The organism is Streptomyces sp. NBC_01276 (assembly GCF_041435355.1).
In the GTDB taxonomy this organism is placed as follows: Bacteria; Actinomycetota; Actinomycetes; order Streptomycetales; family Streptomycetaceae; genus Streptomyces.
This window is the reverse complement of record NZ_CP108442.1, coordinates 5,569,772-5,595,131: the sequence shown is the minus strand read 5'-3', so window position 1 is coordinate 5,595,131 and position 25,360 is coordinate 5,569,772. Positions and strand designations below refer to the sequence as shown.

Below are 25,360 nucleotides of genomic sequence, written 5' to 3'. Positions count from 1 at the left end.
TCAATGCCACACCGCCCTGTGACCACTAACGTCGTAACCATGACGACTTCCGCATCCCTGCCCGCCAGCCCCGCCTCCGAGACGTCCGGCGGCGATTCCGTCACCGACCGCCTCGTGGAAGCGAACCGCCGGTACGCCGCGAAGTTCGCCGACCCCGGCATGGACGCCCGCCCGGTCCTCCACGTGGCCGTCGTGGCCTGCATGGACGCCCGTCTCGACCTCCACAAGGCCCTCGGCCTGGAGCTGGGCGACTGCCACACCATCCGCAACGCCGGCGGTGTCGTCACCGACGACACCATCCGCTCGCTCACCATCAGCCAGCGCGCCCTGGGCACCCGCACGGTGATACTCATCCACCACACCGGCTGCGGCCTGGAAAGCCTGACCGAGGACTTCCGGCACGAGCTGGAGGACGAGGTCGGCCAGCGCCCCGCCTGGGCCGTCGAGGCCTTCCGCGACGTGGACCAGGACGTCCGCCAGTCCATGCAGCGCGTGCGCACCAACCCCTTCCTGCCCCACAAGGACGATGTGCGAGGCTTCGTCTTCGACGTGCACACGGGGCTCCTGCGGGAGATCGATCCCGCCTCGTGAGTGACACCGGGCCGTGACGGCGTCAAGAATGCGGGGGGACGCCCCCCGGAATCCCTCCGGAACGGCGTCCGTGTTTCGGGGTGGGCCGGTTCATGCGCCAAGAGCGTCGGCCCTGGGAAAGGGCCGAGGAGAACCAGGTGACCACGTACGACGACCGAGCGAGCCTCGCTGATCTGACCAGCACGGCCGAGCGGATCCGCCAGTCGGTCGAGGGCGTGATCGAGGGGAAGCCCGAGGTCGTCCGGCTCGCCCTGACCGTGCTCCTCGCCGAGGGCCACCTGCTGATCGAGGACGTTCCCGGCGTGGGCAAGACCATGCTGGCCAAGACGCTCGCCAAGTCCATCGACTGCTCGGTCCAGCGCATCCAGTTCACCCCGGACCTGCTGCCCTCCGACATCACCGGCGTCAGCATCTACGACCAGCAGCGCCGCGAGTTCGAGTTCAAGCCGGGCGCGATCTTCGCGCAGATCGTCATCGGCGACGAGATCAACCGCGCCTCCCCCAAGACCCAGTCCGCGCTGCTGGAGTCGATGGAGGAACGCCAGGTCACCATCGACGGCACCACCTACGCCCTGCCCAGCCCCTTCATGGTGGTCGCCACCCAGAACCCGGTCGAGATGGAGGGCACCTACCCCCTCCCCGAGGCCCAGCGCGACCGGTTCATGGCCCGCGTCTCCGTCGGCTACCCCAGCCCCGAGGCCGAGCTCCAGATGCTCGACGTCCACGGCGGGGTCTCCCCCCTCGACGACCTCGCCGCCGTCGCGCACGCCCACGACGTCGTCAAGCTCATCGAGGCCGTCCGCGAGGTGTACGTCGCCCCGCCCGTCCGCCGCTACGTCGTCGACCTGGTCTCCGCCACCCGCAGCCACCCGGACCTGCGCCTGGGCGCCTCGCCCCGCGCCACCCTGCACCTGCTGCGCGCCGTGAAGGCCGCCGCCGCCCTGGCCGGCCGGGACTACGTACTGCCCGACGACGTCCAGCAGCTGGCCGCGCCCGTCCTCGCGCACCGGCTGCTGCCCACCGCGCAGGCACAGCTCAACCGGCGCACCGCCGAGCAGGTCGTCCAGGACATCCTCCAGCGCACCCCCGTCCCCGCCGCGCACGCCCGCGGCGAGATGCCGCCCGGCGCGGGCATCCGGGGCTTCTGATGGGCGCCGGTGCCCCGCGCGGCGCCGGCGGGCAGGTGAGGGACCCGGGCGGGCTGCGCGCCTCGCTGGCCGGTCTGACCACCCGGGGCCGCTCGTTCCTGGCCGCCGGGGCCGCCGCCGCCGGGTGCGCGTACGTACTCGGCCAGGGCCAGCTGCTCCGCGTCGGCATGCTGCTCGTCGCCCTGCCCCTGATCTGCGTCCTGACCCTGCACCGCACCCGCCACCGGGTCACCGGCGACCGGCGGCTGACCCCGCCGCGGGTGCCCGCCGGCGGCGAGGCCCGCGTCCAGCTCCGGCTGGAGAACGTCTCCCGGGTCCCCACGGGGCTGCTGATGCTCCAGGACCGGGTGCCCTACGTACTGGGACCCCGGCCGCGCTTCGTCCTGGACCGGGTCGAGGCCGGAGGCAAGCGCGAGGTCTCCTACCGGGTCCGCTCCGACCTGCGCGGCCGCTACCCGCTGGGCCCGCTCCAGCTCCGGCTGACCGACCCCTTCGGGCTGGTCGAGCTCACCCGGTCCTTCAGCGCCTACGACACCCTCACCGTCGTCCCCCGCACCGAGCCCCTGCCCCCGGTCCGGATGACCGGCGAGGCCAACGGCTACGGCGAGGGCACCCGCCGCTCGCTCGCGCTGTCCGGCGACGACGACGTGATCCCCCGTACCTACCGGCGCGGCGACGACCTGCGCCGGGTCCACTGGCGCTCCACCGCCCGCTACGGCGAGCTGATGGTGCGCCGCGAGGAGACCCCGCAGCGCAGCAAGGCCACCGTCCTGCTCGACACCCGGGGCGGCGCCTACGAGGGCGCGGGCCCCGACTCCGCCTTCGAATGGGCGGTCTCCGCCGCCGCCTCCACCGTGCTGCACGTCCTGGAGCAGGGGTTCTCGGTGCGGCTGCTGACCGACACCGGTGACTCGGTGCCCGGCGAGGGCGCCGGCGGCTTCTCCTCGGGCGGGCAGGAGTCCGCCGAGGCGGCCGGGCTGATGATGGACACCCTCGCGGTCGTCGGCCACTCCGAGGGTTCCGGACTCGCCCGCGCCTGCGAAGCCGTGCGCGGGGCGGGTGCCGGGCTCGGCTCGGGCGGGGACGGCCTGCTCGTCGCGTTCTTCGGCGACCTGGACGACGTACAGACGGAAATGGCGGCCCGGATGCGGCAGCGCAGCGCGGGAGCGGTGGCGTTCGTACTGGACTCCGCGACCTGGGCCGGAACGCCCTCGCGGGTGGAAGAGCGGCTGCGCAGGCTGCGCGACGCCGGCTGGACGGCACTGGCCGTCCCGCCCGGCGCGGCCTTCGCCGAGCTGTGGCGGCAGGCGGGCAACGCCCCCGTCGGCACGGGAACGACCCCCGGAGGCCTGGTATGAGCGGGCGGGCACGCGTGACGCTCTTCGCCGCGCTGGCGACGCTGCTGACCTCCTGGTCGCTGGCCCCGCTGGTGGAGACCTCCGGCTGGCTGCTCCAGGCGGCCGCGCTGCTGGCCGTGCAGGCGGCGGTGGGGGCGGGGGGCCGGCGGATCCCGCTGGCCCGGCCGCTGACGGTGGGCGCGCAGCTGCTGGTGTCGCTGCTGCTGCTGGCCCTCCTCTTCGCGGGCAAGGCCGAATCCACCGGGAGCGGGCCGATGGCCTTCCTGGTCACCGACTTCGGCGGGCTGTTCCAGCAGGGCGTGCGGGACGTCGGCGAGTTCGCGATACCGGCCCCCCTGACGGACGGCATCCGGCTGCTGCTGATCTGCGGCGTGCTGCTGATCGGCCTGCTGGTCGACGTCCTGGCGGTCACGCTGCGCACGGCCGCGGCGGCCGGACTGCCGCTGCTGGCGCTGTACTCGGTGGCGGCCGGGCTGTCGGCGGAGCGGGGCGGTTCCTGGTTCGCCTTCCTGCTGGCCGGCGCGGGCTACCTGATGCTCCTGCTGTCCGAGGGGCGCGACCGGCTCGCCCAGTGGGGCCGGGTCTTCGGCGCGGCCCCGAGCACGCGGGTGTCCGCCGCCTCGGGCTACGGCGGCGGCTCCGGCGGCGGGCGGGCCCTGGCGCCCGTGCGCACCGGCCGCCGGATCGGCGTGGCCGCGCTGGGGCTGGCGCTGGCGGTGCCGGCCGCGCTGCCCGCGCTCGGCGGCGGGGTGCTCGGGCGCCCCGGTGAGGACTCCGCGGCGGCGGGCGGCGGGGGCACGATCTCCGCGGTGAACCCCCTGGTGTCGCTCCAGTCCAGCCTGAACGCGCAGGACAACCGGGTGGTGCTCAAGTACCGCACGGACAGCCCGCAGCTGGGCGAGCAGTACCTGCGGATCCTGGCGCTGGACGAGTTCAACGGGGTCAAGTGGGAGGCCTCCGGCCGCCCCCTGACCGACGTGCCGGAGCGGCTGCCGAACCCCGCGGGGCTGAGCGAGCGGGTCCGCGAGGGCGCGGCCGAGATCCGCACCACCGTCTCGGCGGCGGAGACGTACGCCCAGCGCTACCTGCCGATGCCGTACCCGGCGACGCAGGTGGACATCGCCGGGAAGTGGCGGTACGAACCGGTCGGCCGGACCCTGGTCGGCGACCAGCTGGGCAAGGACCGCTTCCAGAACGTGCAGGGCGCGCAGTACACGGTACGGAGCCTGCTGCTGCGGCCGACGGCGGCGCAGCTGCAGTCCGCCCCCGGCCCGAACCCCTTCGTGCAGGCCGAGTACACCAAGGTGCCGGACAACCTGCCGCCGGTGGTGGCGGAGACGGCCCGGCGGGTGACGCAGGGCGCGCAGGACGACTACACCCGGGCCGTCCGCCTGCAGGACTTCTTCGCGGTGAACGGCGGCTTCCGCTACGACACGAAGGTGTCGTCGGGGACGGGTTCGCAGGCCATCGCCCGCTTCCTCCAGGACAAGGAGGGCTTCTGCGTCCACTTCGCCTTCTCGATGGCGGCGATGTCGCGCACGCTGGGCATCCCGGCGCGCGTGGCGGTCGGCTTCACCCCGGGGGAGAAGCAGTCCGACGGCAGCGTGAACGTCTCGATGCGGGACGCGCACGCCTGGCCCGAGCTGTACTTCGAGGGCGTGGGGTGGACCCGGTTCGAGCCGACGCCCCGTTCGGGGATCTCGGTGCCGGACTACAGCCGCGCCGCCGCCCCGCTCCCGCAGCCGTCCGCGCCGTCCGCGCTGCCCTCGCAGTCCGCGGCGGCGCCCTCGGCGGCCCCCTCGCAGAACGACGCCTGCCCGCCGGAGCTGAAGAAGCTCGGCGAGTGCGGGGGCGCGGCGCCGAAGCAGTCCGCCGCTGCGGGCTCCGGCGGCCTGCCGGTGGGCGCGGTCATCGGCTGGGGCGCGGCCGTACTGGTCCTGCTGGGGCTGCCGCTGCTGCCGCTGCTGTGGCGCCGCCGGGTCCGCCGCCGGCGCCTGGCCGGCGGGGACGTGCTCGCCGCGTGGCGGGAGCTCGGTGACGCCGCCTGGGACGTGGGCGTCCCGCCCGACGAGGCGCTCTCCCCGCGCCGGGCCGCGGCGCGCGTGGTGGTCCTGGGCCGGCTGGACGGGGACGCCGCGCAGGCGGTGCACCGGGTCGCGGGTGCGGTGGAGCGGGCGCTGTACGCCCCTCCCGGCGCCGAGGTCTGCGATCCGGGGCCGGCCGCCGACGTCCTGCTGGCCCGCGCCGCGCTGCTGGCGTCCGCGACCCGTCCGGGCCGGCTGCGGGCGCTCCTGCTCCCCCGCTCGGCGGCCCGCGTCTCCTGGGCGCTCTCGGCCCGGCTGGCCGCGTTCTCGGCCCGTACGTCGGCGCTCTCGGCCCGCTTCCGCCTCCCCCTGCGCAACCGCGGCTGAAGCCCGCCGCGGTCTCCGCGCCGCCGCGGAAGGACGCGGGAACGGCAGAACGCCGGTGCGGCCGGGCTCGTTCCTCCAGAGCCCGGCCGCACCGGCGTTTCCCGTCACCGGGTCCCCCCACACTCCCGGCCGGAGCCCCGGTCCGCTCCGCGGCCCCGTGTCCGCGGTGCGGGCCGTGCGCCCCGTCCGATGCCCCCAGTCTGCTGTCCGCGCAGGTGGGAGCCATCCGTACGCGTACTCATCTGTGCCCCTAGGTACGGATACTCAGTTCTACGCCGCCCCGGTCCCCGGAGGGCACCGCCGACCGGGGGTCAGCGGCTCCCGCTGACCCGGCCCCGCAGCAGCAGCGACAGCGCCGAGTGGACGTCGTCCAGCGACCGCTCGCTCTGGAAGGCCTGCCAGTCCAGCGCGGCCACCAGCACCATGCCGACCAGCGCGGCGGCCGTCAGCGGCACGTCGATCTCGGCGCTGAGCTCCCCCCGCTCGACGCCCTCGCGCAGCACCGTCTCCACCACGGCCACGGCCTCCTGGCGGACCACCATCAGGGTGGACTGCCAGGCCCGGTTGGTGCGCCATAGCTCGGCGACGTAGAGCTGGGTGAAGGCCGGGTAGCGGTCGATGAAGACCAGTCCCGCCCGGATCATGGCGTCGAGGGCCTCGATCCGGCTGCCGCCGCGCGCCTCGGTCTCCTGGGCCGCGGTGCGCAGCGAGGCGGTCAGCAGACCGACCCCGTGCCGCAGCAGCTCCTCGAAGAGCTCGGTCTTGCTCGCGAAGTTGTAGTAGACGGTGCCCTTGGCCACGCCGGCCCGCTCGGCGATCTCGTCGACCGTGGTCGCGGAGAAACCTTGTTCGGCGATGAGCGTGACGGCGGCTTCGTAGAGCTTCTGCCGGGTGGCCTGGCGGCGTGCGCCGCCGGTGCCCGTACCGGTGCTGCTGCTTTCCATGGCGCTGATTCTCACAGGTCAACAGCCCCCTACAGGCTCAGTTCCGGGTGCAGCCGGTCCATCGTCCACACCTGCTTGCCGCGGGCGGCGAGCGCGGTGAGCGCCAGGGCGCCCACGGTGAAGGCCACCAGGACCCCGCAGCCCTGCCACACCGGGGCGAGGTCGCCGCCGGTGATGAGGCGGCGCAGGCTCTCGACGATGTACGACATCGGCAGGTACGGGTGGATGGCGTTGAAGAAGCCCGGACTGGTCTGGACGGGGTAGGTGCCGCCGGCCGAGGTCAGCTGGAGCATCAGGACGGCCAGCACCAGGATCCGGCCGGCCGCGCCGAACTTGGCGTTGAGCCACTGCACGATCGCCGCGAAGCAGCCGGTGACCAGGAACAGGAAGCCGATGGTGAGGGCCGGGCGGGCCATCTCCAGGCCGAGGCCCCAGTGGAGCACCGACATCAGCGCGCCCACCTGTGCGGCGCCGAGGCCCGCCACGGGCAGCCAGCCCGCGAGGGCGATCCGCCAGGGCGAGGCGCCGGCGGCCAGGGCCCGCTTGTTGAGCGGGGCGATCAGCATGTAGGCGACCATCGCGCCGACCCAGAGGGAGAGCGGGATGAAGTACGGGGCGAAGCCGGTGCCGTAGTTGGGCGCCTTGTGCAGGGACTGGTTGGCGAGCTTCACCGGGTCGGCCATGACCTCGGTGCGGGCGTCGCGCTGATGCTGGTCGTAGTCGGGGATCTTGCCGACGCCGTCGTGCAGGCCGCCGGCGAGTTCGCCGGTGCCGTCGACGAGCTTGAACATGCCGCCGTTCAGGCTGTGCGCGCCGTCGCCGAGCTTGCCGACGCCCTCGCCGAGGGCTCCGGAGCCGCCGGCGGCCGTGCCGATGCCGGTGTGCAACTGGACCATGCCGTCGGCGACCTTGTGCGCGCCGGTGTTGAGGGCGTTGACCTTGGCGACGGCCCCTTCGAGGTCCGAGGAGAGGCCGGGGGCCTTGGCGACGAGCTCGCGGGCCTTGGTCTCCAGGTCGCTCAGCTGGTTGCGGAGCTTGGTGATGTCGCCGTTGCTGTTGCCGACGAGGGTGTTGACGTCCCCGGAGAGCAGGGCGGCCTGGGCGGCGTCGTCCTTGATCTTCTTCTGCCGCTCGCAGAAGCCCGCGGGCAGCTGGGCGTTGGGGACGGCGCAGTACTGCGTGTAGTTGCTGTCGGCGAGGGAGGCGACCTGTTTGGTGATCGAGGCGGCGGCCGGGGCCTTCTCGGCGAACTTGTCGAGGTGCTTGTTCGTCACCTGGGCGGTGTCGGCGACCAGCTTGGCGGTGTCCGCGAGGTTCTTGGGGTCCTTGACGAACGGGCGGGCCTTCTCGGCGGCGCCGTTGACCTTGTCGGCGAGGAGCTGGGTGCCGTCGGCGATGTCCTTCGTGCCGGTCTCCAGCTGGCCGGCGGCCGAGTTGAGCTTCTTCAGTCCGGCCGTGAGCTCGCCGTTCTTCTCCTTGGCCGTGTCGAGTCCGTCGGCGAGTTCCTTCGCGCCCTGCTGGGCCCTGCCCGCGCCGTCCTTGAGCTTGTCGGCGCCGTCGGCGGCCTCGGCGGTCTTGTCGTGCAGGTCGGAGAACGAGACGAAGATCTTGTCGAGGAAGCCGCGGGAGGCGTTGGTGGAGGCCGCCGAGCGGACCTCCGAGAAGACGGTGCGGGAGATCGAGCCGACGATGTAGTTGTTGGCGTCGTTCGTGCGGACCTGGAGGGCACTGGTGGTGGGGTCGGCGCCGCCGCTGGAGGCGATCTTCGCGCTGAAGTCGGCGGGCATGGTGAGGGAGAGGTAGTACTTCCCGTTCTCCAGGCCCTTGGCCGCCTCGGCCTGGCTGACCTCGTGCCAGTCGAAGGTCTTGCTGTCGTGCAGCTTCTTGGTGATCTCACCGCCGGCGTCGAGGTGCTTGCCGTCCACGGTGGTGCCCTGGTCCGCGTTGACGAGGGCGACGGGCACCTTGTCGAGACGGCTGTACGGGTCCCAGAACGACCAGAGGTACAGGGCGCCGTAGAGGAGCGGCAGGAGGAGCAGCGCGACGAGAGCGGCCCGGGGCAGCTTCCCCCGCCCGAACCGCTTCAGCTCAAGCGCGGCCAGTTTCGGCGAGCGCATCGTCCGCCCCCTTCGGGTCTTCGTCGTCGGTGGTCTTGGTGGTGGGCTGCTTGCCGGTGGCGGGCTTCCCGGCGGTGGCGGGCTTCCCGACGGTGGTCTTCCCGGTGGCCGAGGCGTCCGGGGTCCCGCCGTCCTCGCCGGTTCCGGGCTCGCCGTCCGTCGTGCCGTCCGTCGTGCCGTCCGTGTCGTTGTCCGGGGCCGGACCGGCGGCGGCGTCCGCGGCCGCGGGGGCCGCGGGGGACGCGGGGCCGCCGGACAGGCCCCAGGTGATCTTCGGACCGGCGTCGCGGGCGACGGCCGGGCGGGCGGGCACCGTGGGGGCGGCGGCCTCGGCGGGCGCCCCGGGGGCGACCGTACGGAGCACCGTGACTCCCTCCGGGGCCTCGCTGCACACCGCGAGGACGGTGGTCCCCCGGTCCGCGATGGAGCGCAGCAGGGCCCAGGCCTCGGCCCGTTCGGCGTCCGAGAGCTTGAGGTCGAGGTCGTCCAGGGCCAGCAGCCGGGGGCCGGCGAGCAGGGCGACGGCCAGCGAGAGCCGTACGCTCTCCAGCCGCTCCAGATCGCGCACGGAGGTCCGCGGCCCCTTGGGCAGGGTGGCCGGGTCCAGTCCGACGGCGGCCAGGACGGCGGCGATGCGGGCCTCGGTGGAGGCGCGGCGCTCCCCGCGCGGGCGCAGCAGGGCCCGCACGGGGCCTTCGTAGCGGCGCTGGAGCAGGGCTCCCTCGCGCAGTTGCTCGGCGACGGTGAGGGCCTGGTCGAGGTCGTTGACCCCGGGGACCGGGCCGAGGGCGGAGATCCGGCGGACCGCGGCCATCTTCTTCGGCAGCCGGTGGCGGCCGATCTCGGCGTGGCCCTCGGTGGGCTTCATCCGCCCGGTGAGGGCGAGGAGCAGGCAGGTCCGGCCGCTGCCGGAGGGGCCTTCGAGCGCGATCAGCGAACCGGGCGCCGCGTCGAGGTCCACGCCCCGGAAGACCCAGCCGCGCGGGCCCTTGAGTCCGAAGGCCTCGGCCTTGACGGCCGCGCCGTGCGGGCTGTCCACGCCGTCCCCTTTCTGTCGAATCCGTCGAAGCTTTTGAACTGACCGGTCAGTTCAAAAACTATCAGGTCCGCGACCAACGGCCGCACCCCGAGGGGGGCCTCGGGTCGGACCGGAGGAGAAGGCGCAGGTCAGCGCGATTGTCAGTGGGGGACGTCACGATGGATCCACGGCCACGCGCGCGAGCACGGCCGCCCGCACCACCGCCGAGCACCACGCAACGACAGGAGGTTCGTCATGGCCACACCGTCCCCGTCCCCTGTCCACCCCGTCCCGCGCAGGGCCGCCGCACCACCGGCCGCCCTGGACCTGCTCGCCAAGGCCCACGGCGGCCTGGCCGAGGCGGCCCTGCTGCCCCGGCCCAACGAGCGGTACGCCACCGCCCACCTGGCCGCGCTGCGCGCCGCCGCGGCCGTACTGGCCGCGCGCGGACGCCCGGAGCCGGCCGGACCGAGGCGGCGGCCCAGGATCCGCAGCGCGTGGGAGGTGCTCCCGGAGATAGCGCCGGAACTGACCGAGTGGAGCGCCCTGTTCGCCTCCGGCGCGGCCCGACGGGCCCGTGCCGAGGCGGGGATACCGGACGCGGCGACCTCCCGGGACGCGGACGACCTCGTACGGGAGGCCGGGATGTTCCTGCGGCTGGTGGAGCGGATGCTCGCGCTCCAGCCCCCGGCGCAGCCCCTCCCGCAGCCCCGGCCGGAGCGTCCCCACGCGGGATGACCTGCCCGGTCGGCCGAGGCAATAGGGTGGGGCACGCACCGCTCGCCCACCCTTACGCGCCGAGGAGCCATCAGCCGTGTCGGACACTTCCCGCCCCCGCGCCTCCCTCCGCACCGCCGTGGTGTGGGAGGTCCTCAAGGAGGCCCTCGACCGCCGGGCGAAGGCGACCGGGCGGGACGTGCTGGACGTGCTGGACACCGGTGGCGGCACCGGAAAGTTCGCCGTGCCGCTGGCCCGCCTCGGCCACCGGGTGACCGTGGTCGACCCCAGCCCGAACGCCCTGTTCGGGCTGGAGCGCCGGGTCGCCGAGGCCGGCGTGGCCGACCTGGTGCGGGGCGTCCAGGGCGACGCCCAGGGCCTCCTGGACGTCGTCGAGCGGGACGCGTACGACGTGGTGGTCTGCCACGGGGTGCTGGAGTACGTGGACGACCCGGCCGAGGGCGTGGCCAACACGGTCGCGGCCCTGCGCCCCGGCGGCATCCTCAGCCTCCTCGGCGCCGGGCTCGGCGGGGCCGTCCTCGCCCGCGCCCTGGCCGGCCACTTCACCGAGGCCCGCACCGCCCTGACCGACCCGGCCGGACGCTGGGGCTCCGGCGACCCCGTCCCGCGCCGCTTCACCGCCGAGCAGCTCAGCGAGCTCGTCAGCGGGGCCGGCCTGGAGGTCGGCTCGGTCCACGGAGTGCGGATCTTCGCCGACCTGGTGCCCGGCGTCCTGGTCGACACCGAGCCCGGAGCGGTGGAGGCGCTGCTGCGACTGGAGGAGGCCGCCGCCGAGCTGCCCGCCTTCCACGCGGTCGCCACCCAGCTGCACGTCCTGGGAGAGAAGCCCGCCTGATCTGCGGCCTTGCGCGAACGGGCTCGGCCGCACACCCTCCGAACCGGCGCTCCGCCCCGTATGATCGGAGACACCGTTCGGCATGGCGGAGAACTCATTGGGGAATAAGCGCCTCAGTGACCGCGCTGGCGACGGTACGTTTGACGCATCGCTTCAGCGCCACCGCGTTTTCGTTGGCTCAGCGGTTGTCAGAATGTGGCGTAGAGGGCGGGTATCACGGGGGCGATTCCCCGCCTATCCTGAAGGGGACCCCTGGTCGCTACCCCCCGCGACCGACGGATGAGGAGGACTCCCGTGCCGCTCTCGGAGCACGAGCAGCGAATGCTCGAGCAGATGGAGCGAGCGCTGTACGCCGAAGACCCCAAGTTCGCGACAGCGCTTGAGGGTAGTGGACTGCGCACGTACACCCGGCGACGGGTCTACCAGGCAGTCGCAGGCATTGTGGTGGGTATCGCGCTCCTCATGACCGGTGTGATCTGGCAGGAAGTGCTCTGGATCAGCGTGGTGGGATTCCTCGTCATGCTGGCCTGTACGGTCCTCGTGGTCACCGGTTGGCGCAAGGCACCCAAGCCCGGCGAGCAGCCCGTCTCCGGCAGTACCGGCGGATCGGCCCGCGGCCAGAACCGCCAGCGTCGGTCGATGATGCACCGCATCGAGGAACGGTGGCAGCGCCGCCGTGACGAACAGGGGCAGTAGCCCCGCACGCACAGCATCGTGAGGGGACGGCCGCCCCGAGGCGGCGGTCCCCTCACCCCTTTCGCCCACCGGGCCGCCCGTCCTGCGGCATGATGCCCGTGTGAGTGTGCTCCCCTTGGTCTTCACCAGCGGCTGGGCCAGCGGGATCAACGCCTACGCCGTGGTCCTCCTGCTCGGCGTCTTCGGCGCGACCGGCCTGACCGACGAGGTCCCGGCCTCGCTCCAGCGCACCGACGTCCTGATCGTCGCGGGCGTGCTCTTCCTCTGCGAGGTGGTGGCCGACAAGATCCCGTACGTGGACTCCCTCTGGGACACCGTCCACACCGTGATCCGGCCGCTCGCGGGTGCCGTGGTCGGCGCCCTGCTGGCCGGGCAGAGCGGCTCCCTCACCGACATCGCAGCCGGGGCGATCGGCGGCTCCACCGCCCTGGCCAGCCATTTCGTCAAGGCCGGGACCCGGATGGCGGTCAACACCTCGCCGGAGCCCTTCAGCAACATCGCGGTCAGCACCGCCGAGGACCTCGGGGTGGCCGGCCTGGTCACCTTCGCCATGTTCAACCCGCAGGCCGCCGCCGTGATCGCCGCCGTCCTGCTCGCCCTGGGCCTGGCCCTCGTGGTCTACCTGTGGAGCCGCATCCGCCGCTTCCGCCGCCGCCGTGCCCGGCGCCGGGAGGAGAAGCGCCTGGGGGCCGAGGTCCGCGCGGCCGCCGGCACCCACCCGCCCGGCGCCGGGGGCACCACCGGTCCGCCCCCCTGACCTCGCTCGATAGGCTCAGCCGCATGGCGAGAATTGCGGTGATCGGCGCCGGCATGGGCGCGATGGCGACGGCGGCCCGGCTGGCCGTGGCGGGGCACCAGGTGACGGTGTACGAGCGGGGGGACTCCTACGGCGGATCGGTGGGCCGGTACGAGCAGGACGGCTTCTCCTTCGACACCGGCCCCGGGCTGCTGCACCTGCCCGCCGTCTACCGCGACCTGTTCGTGAAAACCGGCAAGCGGCCCCTGGAGGACCTGGTCGACATGGTCCAGCTGGACCCGGCCGTCCGCCACGTCCTGGGCGACACCACCGTCACCCTGCCGGGCGCCTCGCGCGGCGGGGTCGCGGCCGCCCTCGACGGGGCCTTCGGCAAGGGCGCGGGCGAGCGCTGGAACGCGGTCCTGGGGCGCGCCCGCGACACCTGGGACGCCACCCGGCGCCCCCTGCTGGAGGAGCCGCTGCGCCCCGACTGGCAGGTCCTGGGCCGCGACCCCTACCCGGCGCTCCGCGGGAGCGGCCTGCTGCGCCGCCGCCCGCCCTCGCTGGCGGAGGTGGCCTCGCGCGAGCTGGGCGGCCACCTCGGGGAGCTGCTGGCCGGCCGGGTGCGGGCGTACGGGCTGGACCCGGACGCCGCTCCCGCCTCGGCGGCCGCGCTGCCGTACATGGAGCAGACCTTCGGCAGCTGGTACGTCCGGGGCGGCATGCGGGAGCTGGCCACCGCGGTGTACGAGCGCTGCCTGGAGCGGAAGGTCACCTTCGCCTTCGCCACCCCGGTGCGTGAGGTCCTGGCGCGGGGCGGCCGGGCGGCCGGGGTGCTGCTGGGCGACGGCACCGAGGCGCCCGCCGACTCCGTCGTCTGCGGGATCGACCCGCGGCGGCTGCCGGCCAAGTCCGTGTCCTGGCCGCACGGCGGGGCTCCGGCCCGCGGGGACGGGGTGCCCGCGCGGCTGACCCTGCTGCTGGCCCTGCGCGGCTCCCGCCCGGCCGACGCCGTGCACCGCACCCTGGTGCACTCCCCCGGGCTGGACGTGACCGTGCTGCGCCCGGACGACCCGGCCACCCGGCCCGACGCCGACCACGAGGCGGTCACGGTGACCGCCGTGTGCGGCCCCGCGGGCGGGGCGCCGGTCCCGGACCCCGAGGAGCTGCTGGACCTCGCCGCGCGGGCCGTGCCGGGGCTGCGCTCACGGATGCTGTGGATGCGGGTGCGCACCCCGAAGGACGTGGAGGCGGCCACCGGCGCGCTCGGCGGTTCGGTGCCCCCGCCCGCCCTCGCCGGAGCCGGCGGGCGGCTGCTGTACCCGGCGAACACGACGGCCCTGCCGGGGCTGTACCTGGCCGGCGGCTGGGCCCACCCCGGCGGCGGGCTGGCGCACGCCGGGATGACCGGGGCCCTGGTGGCCGGGCTGATCGTGGAGGGGGCGGAGTTCCGGGGCTCCCAGTGAGCCCCGGAGCGCGGCGTCAGTAGCGGTACTGCCCCTGGTCGCCGTTGCCGTGAGGGTTGCCGTTGTTCTGGTACGGGTAGCCCTGCGGGTCCTGCTCCGGGTAGGGCTGCTGGTTGTCCGTGGCGCGCTGCTGCGGCACCCAGACCCCGCCGGGCGGGGTGTCCGTGGAGTACTGCTGCGCGGGGTCGGAGTACGCCGGGTAGGCGGTGTAGGCCGTGTAGTCGGGGTAGTTGTCGGGGGCCGGCGGGGTCACCGCGCCGCCGGTGCCGATGTACGGGTCCGAGTAGGCGGCGTAGACCTGCTGTTCGCCCGCCGGGTAGCCGGTGTAGTCGTAACCGCCCTGGCCCTGCCCGGGGTCGTAGGAGGCCGCGTACTGGTGGGCGTCCTGTTCGGCGCCGGTGAAGGGCGAGGCGAACGGAGCGGTGGCGTCCGGCCGGTCCGGGGCGAAACTCTGTATCCCGTACGAGCCCGTCTCCTCGGGCACCGGCTGCGGGGTGAACACCTCGTCGCCGGGGCCGGGGCCCGCGTCCGCGGAGGTGCCGTCCGGGTCCTGGGACCCGTACTCCAGGTCGCTGACCTTGAGCTCCGGTGCCGGGCGCGGCGCGCCGCCGCTCCGGCGCCTGCCGCGTTGCTGCCGTACGGGCTCACCGCCGCGGCGCAGCGCCCAGCCGGCCACGAAGCCCTTGCGGAAGGACAGCGTCACCAGGGTCTGGCCGACGGCGAAGGCGGTCGCGCCCGCGGCGATCACCAGGACGGAGGGCAGTACCACCCCGGCCACCACGCCGAGGAACCCCGCGAAGGCGAGCAGGCGCCAGCGGAGCCGGGCCTTGTACTGCATCAGGACCTCGGCTAGCAGCCACAACGCGACGATGCCGAACGCGATGTAGAGGACCGTCATTCCCATGCAAGGCCCCTCTCGGTACGGCCGTCGGCGCGGGAACGGGGGACGGCCGCTCAGGCCCGCTGGTGCAGGCCCAGGTTCTCGTAGATTTCGAGAGTCGCCGTGGAATTGTTCAGCGTGATGAAGTGCAGCCCCGGGACACCCTCGGACAGCAGCCGCGCGCAGAACTCCGTGGCGAACTCGATGCCAATGGAGCGTACAGCGGCCGGATCGTCCTTGACGGCGAGCATGCGCTCTTTCACATCCGCGGGGAAGACCGCGGTGCTCAGTTGCGGCAGCCGGTCGAGCTGCTTGATGCCCACAACAGGCATGACCTCGGGGATGATCGGGGTCTCGCAGCCCGCCTTGGCGGCGCTGTCGCGCAGCCGCAGATAATTCTCGGGATCGAAGAACATCTGGGTGATGGCGTAGTCGGCGCCCGCACGGCACTTGTCCACGAAGTGCCGGATGTCCGTGTCCCAGTCCTCCGAACGGGGGTGCATCTCGGGGAAGGCCGCGACGCCCACGCAGAAGTCGCCGGACTCCTTGAGCAGGCGCACCAGGTCGGCGGCGTAGTCCACGCCCTCGGGGTGCTTGACCCAGGGACCCATGGGGTCGCCCGGCGGGTCGCCGCGCAGGGCGAGCATGTTGCGGATGCCGGCGTCCGCGAACTGGCCGATGACGTGGCGCAGCTCGGCGACGGAGTGGTCGACGGCGGTCAGGTGCGCGACGGGGGTCAGGGTGGTGTCGGCGGCGATCTGCTCGGTGGCGCGGACGGTGCCGCCCCGGGTGGAGCCGCCGGCTCCGTAGGTGACCGAGACGAAGCTCGGGGAGACCGCCTCGATGCGGCGGAGGGCGTTCCAGAGGTTGCGCTCGCCCTTCTCGGTCTTCGGGGCCCAGAACTCGAAGGAGTACGAGCGCCCGGACGCGAGGAGGTCGCGGACCGTGTGCGCACGGTCCGACCAGGTGGAAGCGGTACCAAAGGCCATACCGGCAGGTTAGACGCGCGCTCGCGGACTCCGAAGCGGTGTCCATCCATTGGACACGTTTTTGGACACTAGCCCAGTCGGGCGCGGATCCGCTTGGAGAGTTCGTGGGCGGCGGCGTGGGGATCGGCCGCCTCGGTGATGGCGCGGACGACCACGACGCGGGTGGCTCCGGCGTCCAGCACCTCGTCCAGGTTGGTGCCGTCGATGCCGCCGATGGCGAACCAGGGGCGGTCCTGGCCGAGGGAGGCCGTGTACCGGACGAGGTCGAGGCCGGGGGCGTGGCGGCCGGGCTTGGTGGGGGTGGGCCAGCAGGGGCCGGTGCAGAAGTAGTCCACGCCGGGCTCGGCGACGGCGGCGTCGACCTCGGACTCGGCGTGGCAGGAGCGGCCGATCAGGACGCGCTCGCCGAGGATGGCGCGGGCGGCGGGGACGGGGATGTCCCCCTGGCCGAGGTGCAGGACGTCGGTGCCGATGGCGTGGGCGACGTCGGCGCGGTCGTTGACGGCGAGGAGCTTGCCGTGGCGGCGGGCGGCCTCGGCGAAGACCCGGAGGTGTTCGAGCTCCTCGCCCGCTTCCATGCCCTTGTCGCGGAGCTGGACGATGTCGACGCCGCCGGACAGGGCCGCGTCGAGGAACTCGGGGAGGTCTCCCTGCCGCTTGCGGGCGTCCGTGCACAGGTAGAGCCGGGCGTCGGACAGCTGCTGCATGGGTGTACCCCCGTGTGGTGACGGCGTGCGGGCCCGGCCGCGGGCCCGCACGCCTGTGGATCAGCCGGTCAGAGGGCGAGCGCCTGGGCGCGTCGCTTCACCTCCGTGCCGCGATTCTCGCTCAGCGCCTGAGCGGGGGTGCCCGGCAGGGTGGGGTCAGCGGTGAACATCCACTCCAGGATCTCCTCGTCGGAGAAGCCGTCGTCGCGCAGCACGGTCAGCAGGCCGACCAGGCCCTTGACGATCTTGTCGCCGTCGATGAAGGGGGCGGGCACCTGGAGGGAACGGTTCTCGCCGCGGCGCACGGCGAGCAGCTGACCTTCCTTGACCAGCTGGCGGACCCGGGTCACTTCGATGTCGAGCATCTCCGCGATGTCGGGGAGGTACAGCCAGGCGGGGACAAGGGCATCGATCTTTGCGTCAATCTCGGTCACGGGGACAAGCCTGCCATCTCGGGCCGACGGCCGGTACCCGAGCCACCCCGTCCGGGGACGGGGCGGGCCGGGCACGGGTTCCGTGCGGGCCCCGCGAGGAACCCCCGCGGCCCCCGCACGGGGTCCGGCGCGGCGGGCCGGGATCGGGCGGAGCGGCGGTGGAGGGACGGCGGAGGCGTTCGGGAACGCGCGCCGGGGAGGCCGTCCGGGCCCGCGAGGGGCCCCGTCAGGCGGTGGCGGACTTCAGCGGGACGTCCGGGTCGGCGACCCTGTCCGGGTCGACGGGGACGGCCGATTCGATCAGCCTGCGCCCCTGCGCGAGGTCGCGGGGGCGGCCCACGGCCAGGACGGCGACCAGCGCACCCTCCCGCAGCCAGCACACCGACCAGCCCGCGTCGTCGGGGCCGCCCCGCCAGAGCATGGTGTCGGCGCCGCCGTGGTGGCCCGCGTACTGCACGAAGCGGCCGAACTGCTCGGACCAGAAGTACGGGACGGGGTCGTAGGCCTGGACGGGCTCCCCCGCGACGATGTTCGCCGCGACCGCCCGGGGGCCCTGCAGGGCGTTGTCCCAGTGGTGGACCAGCAGCCGGGCCCCGTAGCGGGCGGAGGGGAAGGAGGAGCAGTCGCCGACCGCGTACACCCCGGGCACCGAGGTGCGCAGGTACGCGTCGGCGGTGACCGAGCCGTCGGGGCCGCGCTCGATCCCGGTGCCGTCCAGCCAGCCCGTCGCGGGCCGGGCGCCGATGCCGACGACCACCGCCCCCGCCGCGAGCTCCCGGCCGTCGGCGAGCCGGACCAGCCCCTCCTCGATGCCGGCCACGGAGGCGCCGGTGATCAGGGTGGCTCCGGCCTCGGCGTACCACCGGGCCATCGGGGCGGCCACCTCGGCGGGCAGGGCCCCGGCCAGCACCCGGTCCGCGGCCTCGACCACCGTGACGGCGCAGCCGGCCCCGCGGGCCGCGGTGGCGAACTCGGCGCCGATCCAGCCGGCCCCGACGACCACGAGGTCGGGGGCCGCCGCCAGGACGGGGCGCAGCCGGGCGGCGTCGTCGAGGGTGCGCAGCAGGTGCACGCCCGGGACGCCGCCGGAGCCGGGCAGGGTCAGCGGTTCGGCTCCGGTGGCCAGGACCAGGACCTCGTAGGGGACGGGTCCGGCCGGGGTGTCGAGCTCGTGCGCGGCGGGCCGTACGCCGGTGACCTCGGTGCCCAGGCGCAGGTCGATGCGGAGTTCCTCGAAGTCCACGTCGAAGGCCACGTCGAAGGCGGAGTCCTCGGCCTTGCCGAGCAGCACCGCCTTGGACAGCGGGGGCCGGTCGTAGGGCTGGTGGGGCTCGGCGCCCAGGAGGGTCACGGGGCCGGTGAAGCCCTGTTCGCGCAGGGCCACGGCGGTCTGCACGCCGGCCATTCCGGCGCCGACGATCACGACACCGGGCTTCGTCTGTTGCGTCTGCTCGCTCACCCGCCCCACCCTAGTGAACTGACGGTCCGTCAGGAACAGCGGGCGTGGAAGTACCGGGGAGGCGCCGGGGAGGCAGCCTTACCCGGCACCCCCGCCGGGGTTAGTCTGGCCACCGTACCTATCGCGGGAGTCCGGGCGCACCGGGCTGAGAGGGAGGCTGGCCGGCCTCCGACCGTACGAACCTGATCCGGGTCATGCCGGCGAAGGGAGGGGCTGGACGCCCATGCACTCATCTCGGAAGGGATCCGCGGGAACCGCGGGATCCACCGGATCCGACGTCCTCGTCATCGGGGGCGGGATCATCGGCCTGGTCACCGCCTGGCGGGCGGCCCGGCGCGGACTGCGCACCGTACTGGCCGACCCCGACCCCGGCGGGGGCGCCGCCCGGGTCGCGGCGGGCATGCTCGCCGCCGTCACCGAGCTGCACTACGGAGAAGAGACCCTGCTCGGGCTCAACGTGGCCTCCGCCGCCCGCTATCCGCAGTTCGCGGCGGAGCTGGCCGAAGCCAGCGGCGGCCTGGACATCGGCTACCGGGCCTGCGGCACCCTCGCCGTCGCCCTCGATGCCGACGACCGCCTCCACCTGCGGGAACTGCACGCCCTGCAGCGTCGCTGCGGCCTGGAGTCACAGTGGCTCACCGGCCGCGAGTGCCGCCGCCTGGAGCCCATGCTGGCCCCGGGGGTACGCGGGGGGCTGCGCGTCGACGGGGACCACCAGGTGGATCCGCGGCGGCTCGCGGCCGCGCTGCTGGCCGCCTGCGAGCGCGCCGGGGTCGGCGTCCACCGGACGGCCGCCACCCGGCTGCTGACCGGGGCCGACCGCGCGCTGGGCGCCGTACTGGAGGACGGTACGGAGCTCCGCGCCGACCAGGTCGTGCTCGCCGCGGGCTCCCTGAGCGGGCGGCTGGAGGGGGTGCCGCCGGAGGTGGCGGTGCCGGTGCGGCCGGTGAAGGGCCAGGTGCTGCGACTGTCGGTGCCGCCGGCGTACGCGCCGTTCCTGTCCCGGACCGTACGGGCCGTCGTGCGCGGCAGCCACGTCTACCTGGTGCCCCGCGAGAACGGCGAGCTGGTCGTCGGAGCCACCAGCGAGGAACTCGGCTGGGACACCACCGTCACCGCGGGCGGGGTCTACGAGCTGCTGCGCGACGCCCACGAGCTGGTCCCCGGGATCACCGAGCTCCCCCTGGTCGAGACCCGGGCCGGACTGCGCCCCGGCTCCCCCGACAACGCGCCGCTGCTGGGCCCGACCGACCTGCCCGGGCTGCACCTGGCCACCGGCCACTACCGCAACGGGGTGCTGCTGACCCCGCTCACCGGCGACGTGATGGCGGAGCTGCTGGCCACCGGCACCGTGCCGGAGGTCGCCCGCCCCTTCAGCCCCCGCCGCTTCTCCACCACGCGTCAGGAGTCCTACGCATGACCATCTCCGTCAACGGCGAGCCGCGCGAGATCGCGGCCGGCACCACCCTCGACGCGGTGGTGGCCACGCTGACCCGGGCGCCCAAGGGCGTCGCCGCGGCCCTCAACGAGACCGTCGTCCCGCGCGGCCAGTGGCCGCACACCCCGGTGGGCGACGGCGACCGGGTCGAGGTCCTCACCGCCGTGCAGGGGGGCTGAGGACCATGGCCGACGACCTCTTCACCCTCGGCGGACGGACCTTCTCCTCCCGCCTGATCATGGGCACGGGCGGGGCCCCGAGCCTGGACGTCCTCGAACGGTCCCTGATCGCCTCCGGCACCGAACTGACCACGGTGGCCATGCGCCGCCTGGACCCGACGGTGCAGGGCTCGGTCCTGTCCGTCCTCGGCCGGCTCGGCATCGCGGTCCTGCCGAACACGGCGGGCTGCTTCACCGCGGGCGAGGCCGTGCTCACCGCCCGGCTGGCGCGGGAGGCCCTCGGCACCGACTGGATCAAGCTGGAGGTCGTCGCCGACGAGCGCACCCTCCTGCCCGACGGCGTCGAGCTGCTGGACGCCGCCGAGATCCTGGTCGACGAGGGCTTCACCGTCCTGCCGTACACCAACGACGACCCGGTCCTCGCACGGAAGCTGGAGGACGTGGGCTGCGCGGCGATCATGCCGCTGGGCTCCCCCATCGGTTCGGGACTCGGCATCCGCAACCCGCACAACTTCGAGCTGATCACGGAGCGGGCCGGGGTGCCGGTGATCCTGGACGCCGGGGCCGGCACGGCCTCCGACGCCGCCCTGGCGATGGAGCTCGGCTGCGCGGCGGTGATGCTGGCCTCGGCGGTCACCCGGGCGCAGGCGCCCGTCCTGATGGCGGCCGCCATGCGGGACGCCGTCACGGCGGGCCGCCTCGCCTTCCGCGCCGGGCGCATCCCCCGGCGCCGCTTCGCCGAGGCGTCCTCGCCCGCGGAGGGGCGCGCCGCCCTCGACCCGGAGCGGCCGGCCTTCTGACCCTCGCGGCGCCGCCCGCCCGGCTCGGCCTCGGCGGGCGGCGCCGTACAAACGCCGGCGGGGCTGGATTTTGCTCCGATCACCGTTCGGGTGCGGGCCCCACCCACACCCCGCCCGGCCAGGGCAGAGGCCGCCCCGCCCCACCCCCCGAAAAATGGGGGGCTCGTCACAGCTGCGCTGCAAGGCACGGGGACCCTGGCCGGATGTCCACGCGGCGCTCGTAGAATCGCCGGGTGGATACGACCCTGGAAGACCCCCTCGTCGGGCGCGTGCTCGACGGCCGCTACCGCATCGACGCCCGCATCGCGGCCGGCGGCATGGCCACGGTCTACCGGGCCGTCGACACCCGCCTGGACCGTGTGCTCGCGCTGAAGGTGATGCATCCGGCGCTCGCCGCCGACGCCGCCTTCGTCGACCGCTTCATCCGCGAGGCGAAGTCCGTGGCCCGCCTCGCCCACCCCAACGTGGTCGCCGTCTTCGACCAGGGCACGGACGGCCCGTACACGTACCTCGCCATGGAGTACGTGTCCGGCTGCACCCTGCGCGACGTGCTGCGCGAGCGCGGCGCGCTCCAGCCGCGGGCCGCGCTCGACATCTTCGAGCCGGTCCTGGCCGCCCTCGGCACCGCGCACCGGGCCGGTTTCGTCCACCGGGACATGAAGCCCGAGAACGTCCTGATCGGCGACGACGGCCGCGTCAAGGTCGCCGACTTCGGTCTCGTCCGCTCCGTGGACGCCGCGACGAACACCACCGGCACGATCCTCGGCACCGTCTCCTACCTGGCGCCCGAGCAGATCGAGAACGGCGTCACCGACACCCGGGTGGACGTCTACGCCTGCGGCGTCGTCCTGTACGAGATGCTCACCGGCTCCAAGCCGCACACAGGCGGCACCCCCGCCCAGGTGCTCTACCAGCACCTCCACGAGGACGTCCCGCCCCCGTCGGCCGCCGTCCCCGGGCTGCCCGCCGCCCTCGACGCCCTGGTCGCGGACGCCACCGCCCGCGCCCCCGAGCTGCGTCCCACCGACGCCGCGGCCCTGCTCGGGCTGGCCCGGGAGGCGCGGGAGCGGCTCAGCGACGCCGAACTGGACGCCGTACCCCCGCAGGCCCTGGACGGGGAGCGGGCGGCCACCGAGGACCGCACCAGCGTGATCCCCCGCCCCGTGGAGGCCCCGCAGCCGGTGCACCACACCTCCCGGCTGGAGCGCCCGCAGCCGCCCGCGGCCCACACGCCTCCGGCGCCGCGCCGCCCGCGCCGCGGGACGCTCCTGGTCGTCGCCGGGATCCTGCTGGCCCTCGGGCTGGGCGCCGGCGTCTGGTACATCAACTCCGGCCAGTTCACCAAGGTCCCCAACCTCCTCGGCAAGACGGAGGCGCAGGCCCGCTCCCAGCTGTCGGCCGCCGGGCTCGGGGTGAAGCGGGTCGACCGGAAGTTCAGCGACGCCTTCGACCGCGGGACGGTCATGAACAGCGACCCCGAGGGCGGACAGCGGATCCGCGGCAACGGGGCGGTCGTCCTCACCGTGTCCCGCGGCCCCGAGGTGGTCAGCGTCCCCGACCTGAAGGGCCGGCCGCTGGAGGAGGCCAAGGCGGAGCTGACGAAGGCGGGCCTGGCGCCCGGCATCGTCACCCAGGCCTTCAGCCAGGACGTGGCGCAGGGCTCGGTGATCGAGACCAGCCCGGCGGGCGGCAACAAGCGGGCGCCCGACACCGCGATCGCGCTGGTGGTCAGCAAGGGCCGCCCGGTGCAGGTCCCGCCCGTCACCGGCAAGCCCCTCGACCAGGCGCGGGCCGCCCTGGAGGCCGTCGGGCTGACGGTCCAGACGGCGCCCGACCAGGTCAACTCCGCGTCCCCCGCCGGCACGGTCGCGGGCCAGTCGGTCGCCGCGGGTGCCTCGGCGGCGGCCGGTGACACCATCACGCTGACCGTGTCCAAGGGCCCCCGGCAGGTCCTGGTGCCGGACGTGACCAACCAGGACGTGGACCCGGCCCGCAAGACCCTGGAGGCCCTGGGCTTCAAGGTGAAGGTGGACCGGCCGTTCCTCTCCTTCAGCAACACCGTGGACACCCAGTCGGTGCCCGGCGGCCAGGGCGCCCCCGAGGGCAGCACCATCACCCTCAAGACCAAGGGACTGTGACGGACCGTGACGCGCAATCCCGTGGGCGGGCACGTCCCCGTCGCCGGCGGCCTCGCCTCGGTCGGCCTCCCGTACGCCCGTGAGATGGGCGCCGAGGCCCTCCAGGTCTTCGTCGCCAATCCGCGCGGCTGGGCCACGCCGACCGGCAACCCGGCGCAGGACGAGCTGTTCCGTGCGCAGTGCGCCGAGGAGTCCCTCCCGGTGTACGTCCACGCCCCGTACCTGATCAACTTCGGCTCGCACAACGGGGCCACGGTGGAGAAGTCGGTGGAATCGCTGCGCCACTCGCTGCGCCGGGGCCGGGAGATCGGCGCGCTCGGCGTGGTCGTGCACACCGGCTCGGCGACCGGGGACCGCCCGCGCGAGGCGGCGTACGCGCAGGTCAGGGAGTACATGCTGCCGCTGCTGGACGAGCTGACGCACGAGGACGACCCGTTCCTGCTGCTGGAGTCGACCGCCGGTCAGGGTTCCTCGCTCTGCTCCCGGACCTGGGACTTCGGGCCCTACTTCGAGGCGCTCGACCACCACCCCAAGCTCGGCATCTGCCTGGACACCTGCCACATCTTCGCGGCGGGCCACGACCTGGCCGAGCCGGGCGGCACCAAGCAGACGCTGGACCTGCTGGTGGACACGGTGGGGCCGGGCCGCCTGAAGCTGATCCACGCCAACGACTCCAAGGAGGGCGTCGGCGCGCACAAGGACCGGCACGCCAACATCGGCCAGGGCCACATCGGCCGGGAGGCCTTCGCGGAGCTGTGCTCGCACCCCGAGACGGAGGGTGTGCCACTGATCATCGAGACGCCCGGCGGCAAGGAGGGGCACGCCGCCGACGTGGCCCTGCTGAAGGAGCTGCGCGGCGCCCACTGAGCCGAAGATCCCTTGAGGGAATACCCCAGGGGGGTATACGGTTCCGTCCAACGGCAGAACCGTATACCGGCCGTTTCCACCAGGGGGTCGTCATGGACCAGGCACACGCCCACCACGAAGACGAACACGGGCACCACGGGCACGGCAACCCGGAGCACAGCCACCACGGCCACGGGACCGTCGGCTGGGCCATGGCCGCCCGCGCCACCCTGCACTGCCTCACCGGATGCGCCATCGGCGAGGTGCTCGGCATGATCATCGGAACCGCCCTGGGCTGGGGGAACGTTCCGACGATGGTCCTCGCGATCGCCCTCGCGTTCTTCTTCGGCTACGCGCTCACCCTGCGCGGCGTCCTCGCCGCCGGAGTGGACTTCCGTTCGGCCGTCCGGGTGGCGCTGGCCGCGGACACCCTTTCGATCGCCGTCATGGAGCTGATCGACAACGGGGTCATCACCCTGTGGCCCGGAGCCATGGACGCGCAGCTCTCGGACGCCCTGTTCTGGGCCGCGCTCGCCCTCTCCCTCGCGCTGGCCTTCGTCGTGACCACCCCGGTCAACAAGTGGATGATCGGCCGCGGCAAGGGCCACGCGGTCGTCCACCGGTACCACTAGGCCGTCGGGGCCTAGAGCTCGGGTCCGTCGCCCGGTTCCTCCTGGTACGAGTAGCGCTGCTCGCGCCAGGGGTCGCCGATGTTGTGGTAGCCCCGCTCCTCCCAGAAGCCCCGGCGGTCCGCGGTCATGTACTCGATGCCGCGGACCCACTTGGGGCCCTTCCAGGCATAGAGGTGCGGGACCACGAGCCGGAGCGGGAAACCGTGCTCGGCCGTCAGCAGTTCGCCGCCCATGTGGGTGGCGAAGACGGTCCGGTCGGAGGCGAAATCGGCCAGTCTCAGGTTGGAGCTGAAGCCGTACTCGGCCCACACCATCACGTGCGTGACCTGCGGCGCCGGCGGGGCCAGGGCCAGCACGGTGCGCGCCATGACACCGCCCCATTCGGCGCCCGTCATGCTGAACTTGGTGACGCAGTGCAGGTCGGCGACCACCGAGTCGAACGGCAGGGCCGCGAAGTCCTCGTGGTTCCAGCAGTGCTTCTCACCGTCGGCCGTGGCGCCGAAGACGCGGAACTCCCAGCGCTCCGGCTTGAACTTGGGCACGGGACCGTAGTGGGTGACCGGCCAGCCCCTCTGCAACCGCTGCCCCGGGGGGAGCTCGAACTGCTCTGCTCCCGGAGATTCCCGGCTTTCCGGCTGACCCATGTCTCCATGGTGACAGACGCGGCGGGGTGGTCACGACCAGCTACGGCCCTTTCCGGGCAAGTCGCAGCAACTCCCACTAAGGAGGCACTTACTGGACGCTCCCGGGTGGCGGTGCAAAGATGCGCGCACCTGCCCAGTCACCTAGCTGACATTGCT

The 25,360-nt window shown here is 73.9% G+C and carries 24 protein-coding genes and 1 riboswitch; of the genes, 15 read left to right on the top strand and 9 right to left on the bottom strand.

The annotated features are described in order from the left end of the window. Positions 1 to 3: 3 nt before the first annotated feature. From OG295_RS25110 to OG295_RS25095, 4 genes are all read left to right on the top strand, one after another. On the top strand, positions 4 to 591 hold the full coding sequence (locus tag OG295_RS25110; RefSeq protein WP_371678921.1) for a beta-class carbonic anhydrase: 588 nt from the start codon (positions 4 to 6) through the stop codon (positions 589 to 591). 137 nt (positions 592 to 728) lie between these two features. Further along, the gene (locus OG295_RS25105) at positions 729 to 1,739 is read left to right on the top strand and encodes an AAA family ATPase (protein ID WP_371678920.1); all 1,011 of its coding nucleotides are present in this window, start codon (positions 729 to 731) and stop codon (positions 1,737 to 1,739) included. Continuing rightward, entirely contained in the window at positions 1,739 to 3,097 is a 1,359-nt protein-coding gene (locus tag OG295_RS25100; protein ID WP_371678919.1) for a DUF58 domain-containing protein, read from the top strand. Before OG295_RS25105 ends, OG295_RS25100 begins: the two co-directional genes overlap by 1 nt. Beyond that, complete coding sequence (locus OG295_RS25095) at positions 3,094 to 5,508, top strand: transglutaminaseTgpA domain-containing protein (protein ID WP_371678918.1); 2,415 nt, start codon at positions 3,094 to 3,096, stop codon at positions 5,506 to 5,508. Before OG295_RS25100 ends, OG295_RS25095 begins: the two co-directional genes overlap by 4 nt. A 311-nt stretch (positions 5,509 to 5,819) precedes the next feature. Here OG295_RS25095 and OG295_RS25090 read toward each other — a convergent pair whose 3' ends face one another. Genes OG295_RS25090 through OG295_RS25080 form a run of 3 tightly spaced genes read right to left on the bottom strand, consistent with a single transcriptional unit; the run spans position 5,820 to position 9,608 of the window. Next, complete coding sequence (locus OG295_RS25090; protein ID WP_371678917.1) at positions 5,820 to 6,452, bottom strand: TetR/AcrR family transcriptional regulator; 633 nt, start codon at positions 6,450 to 6,452, stop codon at positions 5,820 to 5,822. 29 nt (positions 6,453 to 6,481) lie between these two features. Next, positions 6,482 to 8,569 (bottom strand): YhgE/Pip family protein, encoded by a 2,088-nt coding sequence (locus tag OG295_RS25085; protein ID WP_371678916.1) that lies wholly within the window; start codon positions 8,567 to 8,569, stop codon positions 6,482 to 6,484. After that, a complete protein-coding gene (locus OG295_RS25080) occupies positions 8,541 to 9,608 on the bottom strand; it encodes an ATP-binding cassette domain-containing protein (protein WP_371678915.1) in 1,068 nt (355 codons plus the stop codon). The genes OG295_RS25085 and OG295_RS25080 overlap by 29 nt, the downstream gene beginning before the upstream one ends. 234 nt (positions 9,609 to 9,842) lie before the next feature. Between OG295_RS25080 and OG295_RS25075 the strand changes: the two genes are divergently transcribed. The 5 genes from OG295_RS25075 to OG295_RS25055 all read left to right on the top strand — a co-directional run bounded on the left by OG295_RS25075 (position 9,843) and on the right by OG295_RS25055 (position 14,058). Next, positions 9,843 to 10,325 (top strand): SAV_6107 family HEPN domain-containing protein, encoded by a 483-nt coding sequence (locus tag OG295_RS25075; RefSeq protein ID WP_371678914.1) that lies wholly within the window; start codon positions 9,843 to 9,845, stop codon positions 10,323 to 10,325. A gap of 76 nt (positions 10,326 to 10,401) precedes the next feature. Beyond that, positions 10,402 to 11,160, top strand: a complete 759-nt coding sequence (locus OG295_RS25070) for a methyltransferase (protein ID WP_266838592.1) — start codon at positions 10,402 to 10,404, stop codon at positions 11,158 to 11,160. A 294-nt stretch (positions 11,161 to 11,454) separates the two neighbouring features. Beyond that, positions 11,455 to 11,856: a DUF3040 domain-containing protein gene (locus OG295_RS25065; protein WP_030227982.1), complete on the top strand. Its 402-nt coding sequence runs from the start codon at positions 11,455 to 11,457 to the stop codon at positions 11,854 to 11,856. 100 nt (positions 11,857 to 11,956) lie between these two features. Continuing rightward, positions 11,957 to 12,613: a DUF4126 domain-containing protein gene (locus tag OG295_RS25060; protein WP_371678913.1), complete on the top strand. Its 657-nt coding sequence runs from the start codon at positions 11,957 to 11,959 to the stop codon at positions 12,611 to 12,613. Positions 12,614 to 12,636: 23 nt separating this feature from the next. Next, entirely contained in the window at positions 12,637 to 14,058 is a 1,422-nt protein-coding gene (locus tag OG295_RS25055) for a phytoene desaturase family protein (RefSeq protein WP_371678912.1), read from the top strand. Between the two features lie 16 nt (positions 14,059 to 14,074). Here OG295_RS25055 and OG295_RS25050 read toward each other — a convergent pair whose 3' ends face one another. The 5 genes from OG295_RS25050 to OG295_RS25030 form a co-directional block, all read right to left on the bottom strand. Then, positions 14,075 to 14,962: a hypothetical protein gene (locus tag OG295_RS25050; protein ID WP_371678911.1), complete on the bottom strand. Its 888-nt coding sequence runs from the start codon at positions 14,960 to 14,962 to the stop codon at positions 14,075 to 14,077. A gap of 50 nt (positions 14,963 to 15,012) precedes the next feature. Next, positions 15,013 to 15,927 (bottom strand): methylenetetrahydrofolate reductase [NAD(P)H], encoded by a 915-nt coding sequence (gene metF, locus OG295_RS25045; protein ID WP_371678910.1) that lies wholly within the window; start codon positions 15,925 to 15,927, stop codon positions 15,013 to 15,015. A gap of 68 nt (positions 15,928 to 15,995) precedes the next feature. Continuing rightward, positions 15,996 to 16,634, bottom strand: a complete 639-nt coding sequence (gene thiE, locus OG295_RS25040; RefSeq protein ID WP_371678909.1) for a thiamine phosphate synthase — start codon at positions 16,632 to 16,634, stop codon at positions 15,996 to 15,998. A gap of 68 nt (positions 16,635 to 16,702) precedes the next feature. Beyond that, on the bottom strand, positions 16,703 to 17,068 hold the full coding sequence (locus OG295_RS25035) for an Rv2175c family DNA-binding protein (RefSeq protein ID WP_030227969.1): 366 nt from the start codon (positions 17,066 to 17,068) through the stop codon (positions 16,703 to 16,705). A 226-nt stretch (positions 17,069 to 17,294) separates the two neighbouring features. Next, positions 17,295 to 18,527, bottom strand: coding sequence for an NAD(P)/FAD-dependent oxidoreductase (locus tag OG295_RS25030; RefSeq protein WP_371678908.1), 1,233 nt, complete (start codon positions 18,525 to 18,527; stop codon positions 17,295 to 17,297). A gap of 113 nt (positions 18,528 to 18,640) precedes the next feature. Next, a riboswitch (TPP riboswitch) is annotated at positions 18,641 to 18,753 on the top strand. Here OG295_RS25030 and thiO point away from each other — a divergent pair. From thiO to OG295_RS25000, 6 genes are all read left to right on the top strand, one after another. Next, positions 18,751 to 19,947, top strand: a complete 1,197-nt coding sequence (gene thiO, locus OG295_RS25025) for a glycine oxidase ThiO (protein WP_371678907.1) — start codon at positions 18,751 to 18,753, stop codon at positions 19,945 to 19,947. It overlaps the preceding riboswitch by 3 nt. Then, complete coding sequence (gene thiS, locus OG295_RS25020; RefSeq protein ID WP_266838599.1) at positions 19,944 to 20,144, top strand: sulfur carrier protein ThiS; 201 nt, start codon at positions 19,944 to 19,946, stop codon at positions 20,142 to 20,144. The genes thiO and thiS overlap by 4 nt, the downstream gene beginning before the upstream one ends. Positions 20,145 to 20,149: 5 nt before the next feature. Next, positions 20,150 to 20,944: a thiazole synthase gene (locus OG295_RS25015; protein ID WP_371678906.1), complete on the top strand. Its 795-nt coding sequence runs from the start codon at positions 20,150 to 20,152 to the stop codon at positions 20,942 to 20,944. A gap of 233 nt (positions 20,945 to 21,177) precedes the next feature. Then, positions 21,178 to 23,082, top strand: a complete 1,905-nt coding sequence (gene pknB / locus OG295_RS25010; RefSeq protein WP_371678904.1) for a Stk1 family PASTA domain-containing Ser/Thr kinase — start codon at positions 21,178 to 21,180, stop codon at positions 23,080 to 23,082. Positions 23,083 to 23,088: 6 nt separating this feature from the next. Continuing rightward, positions 23,089 to 23,949, top strand: a complete 861-nt coding sequence (locus tag OG295_RS25005) for a deoxyribonuclease IV (RefSeq protein ID WP_371678903.1) — start codon at positions 23,089 to 23,091, stop codon at positions 23,947 to 23,949. A 92-nt stretch (positions 23,950 to 24,041) separates the two neighbouring features. Further along, entirely contained in the window at positions 24,042 to 24,560 is a 519-nt protein-coding gene (locus OG295_RS25000; protein WP_371678902.1) for a DUF4396 domain-containing protein, read from the top strand. Positions 24,561 to 24,571: 11 nt separating this feature from the next. Here OG295_RS25000 and OG295_RS24995 read toward each other — a convergent pair whose 3' ends face one another. Then, complete coding sequence (locus tag OG295_RS24995; RefSeq protein ID WP_371678901.1) at positions 24,572 to 25,204, bottom strand: sulfite oxidase-like oxidoreductase; 633 nt, start codon at positions 25,202 to 25,204, stop codon at positions 24,572 to 24,574. Between the last annotated feature and the right edge of the window lie 156 nt (positions 25,205 to 25,360).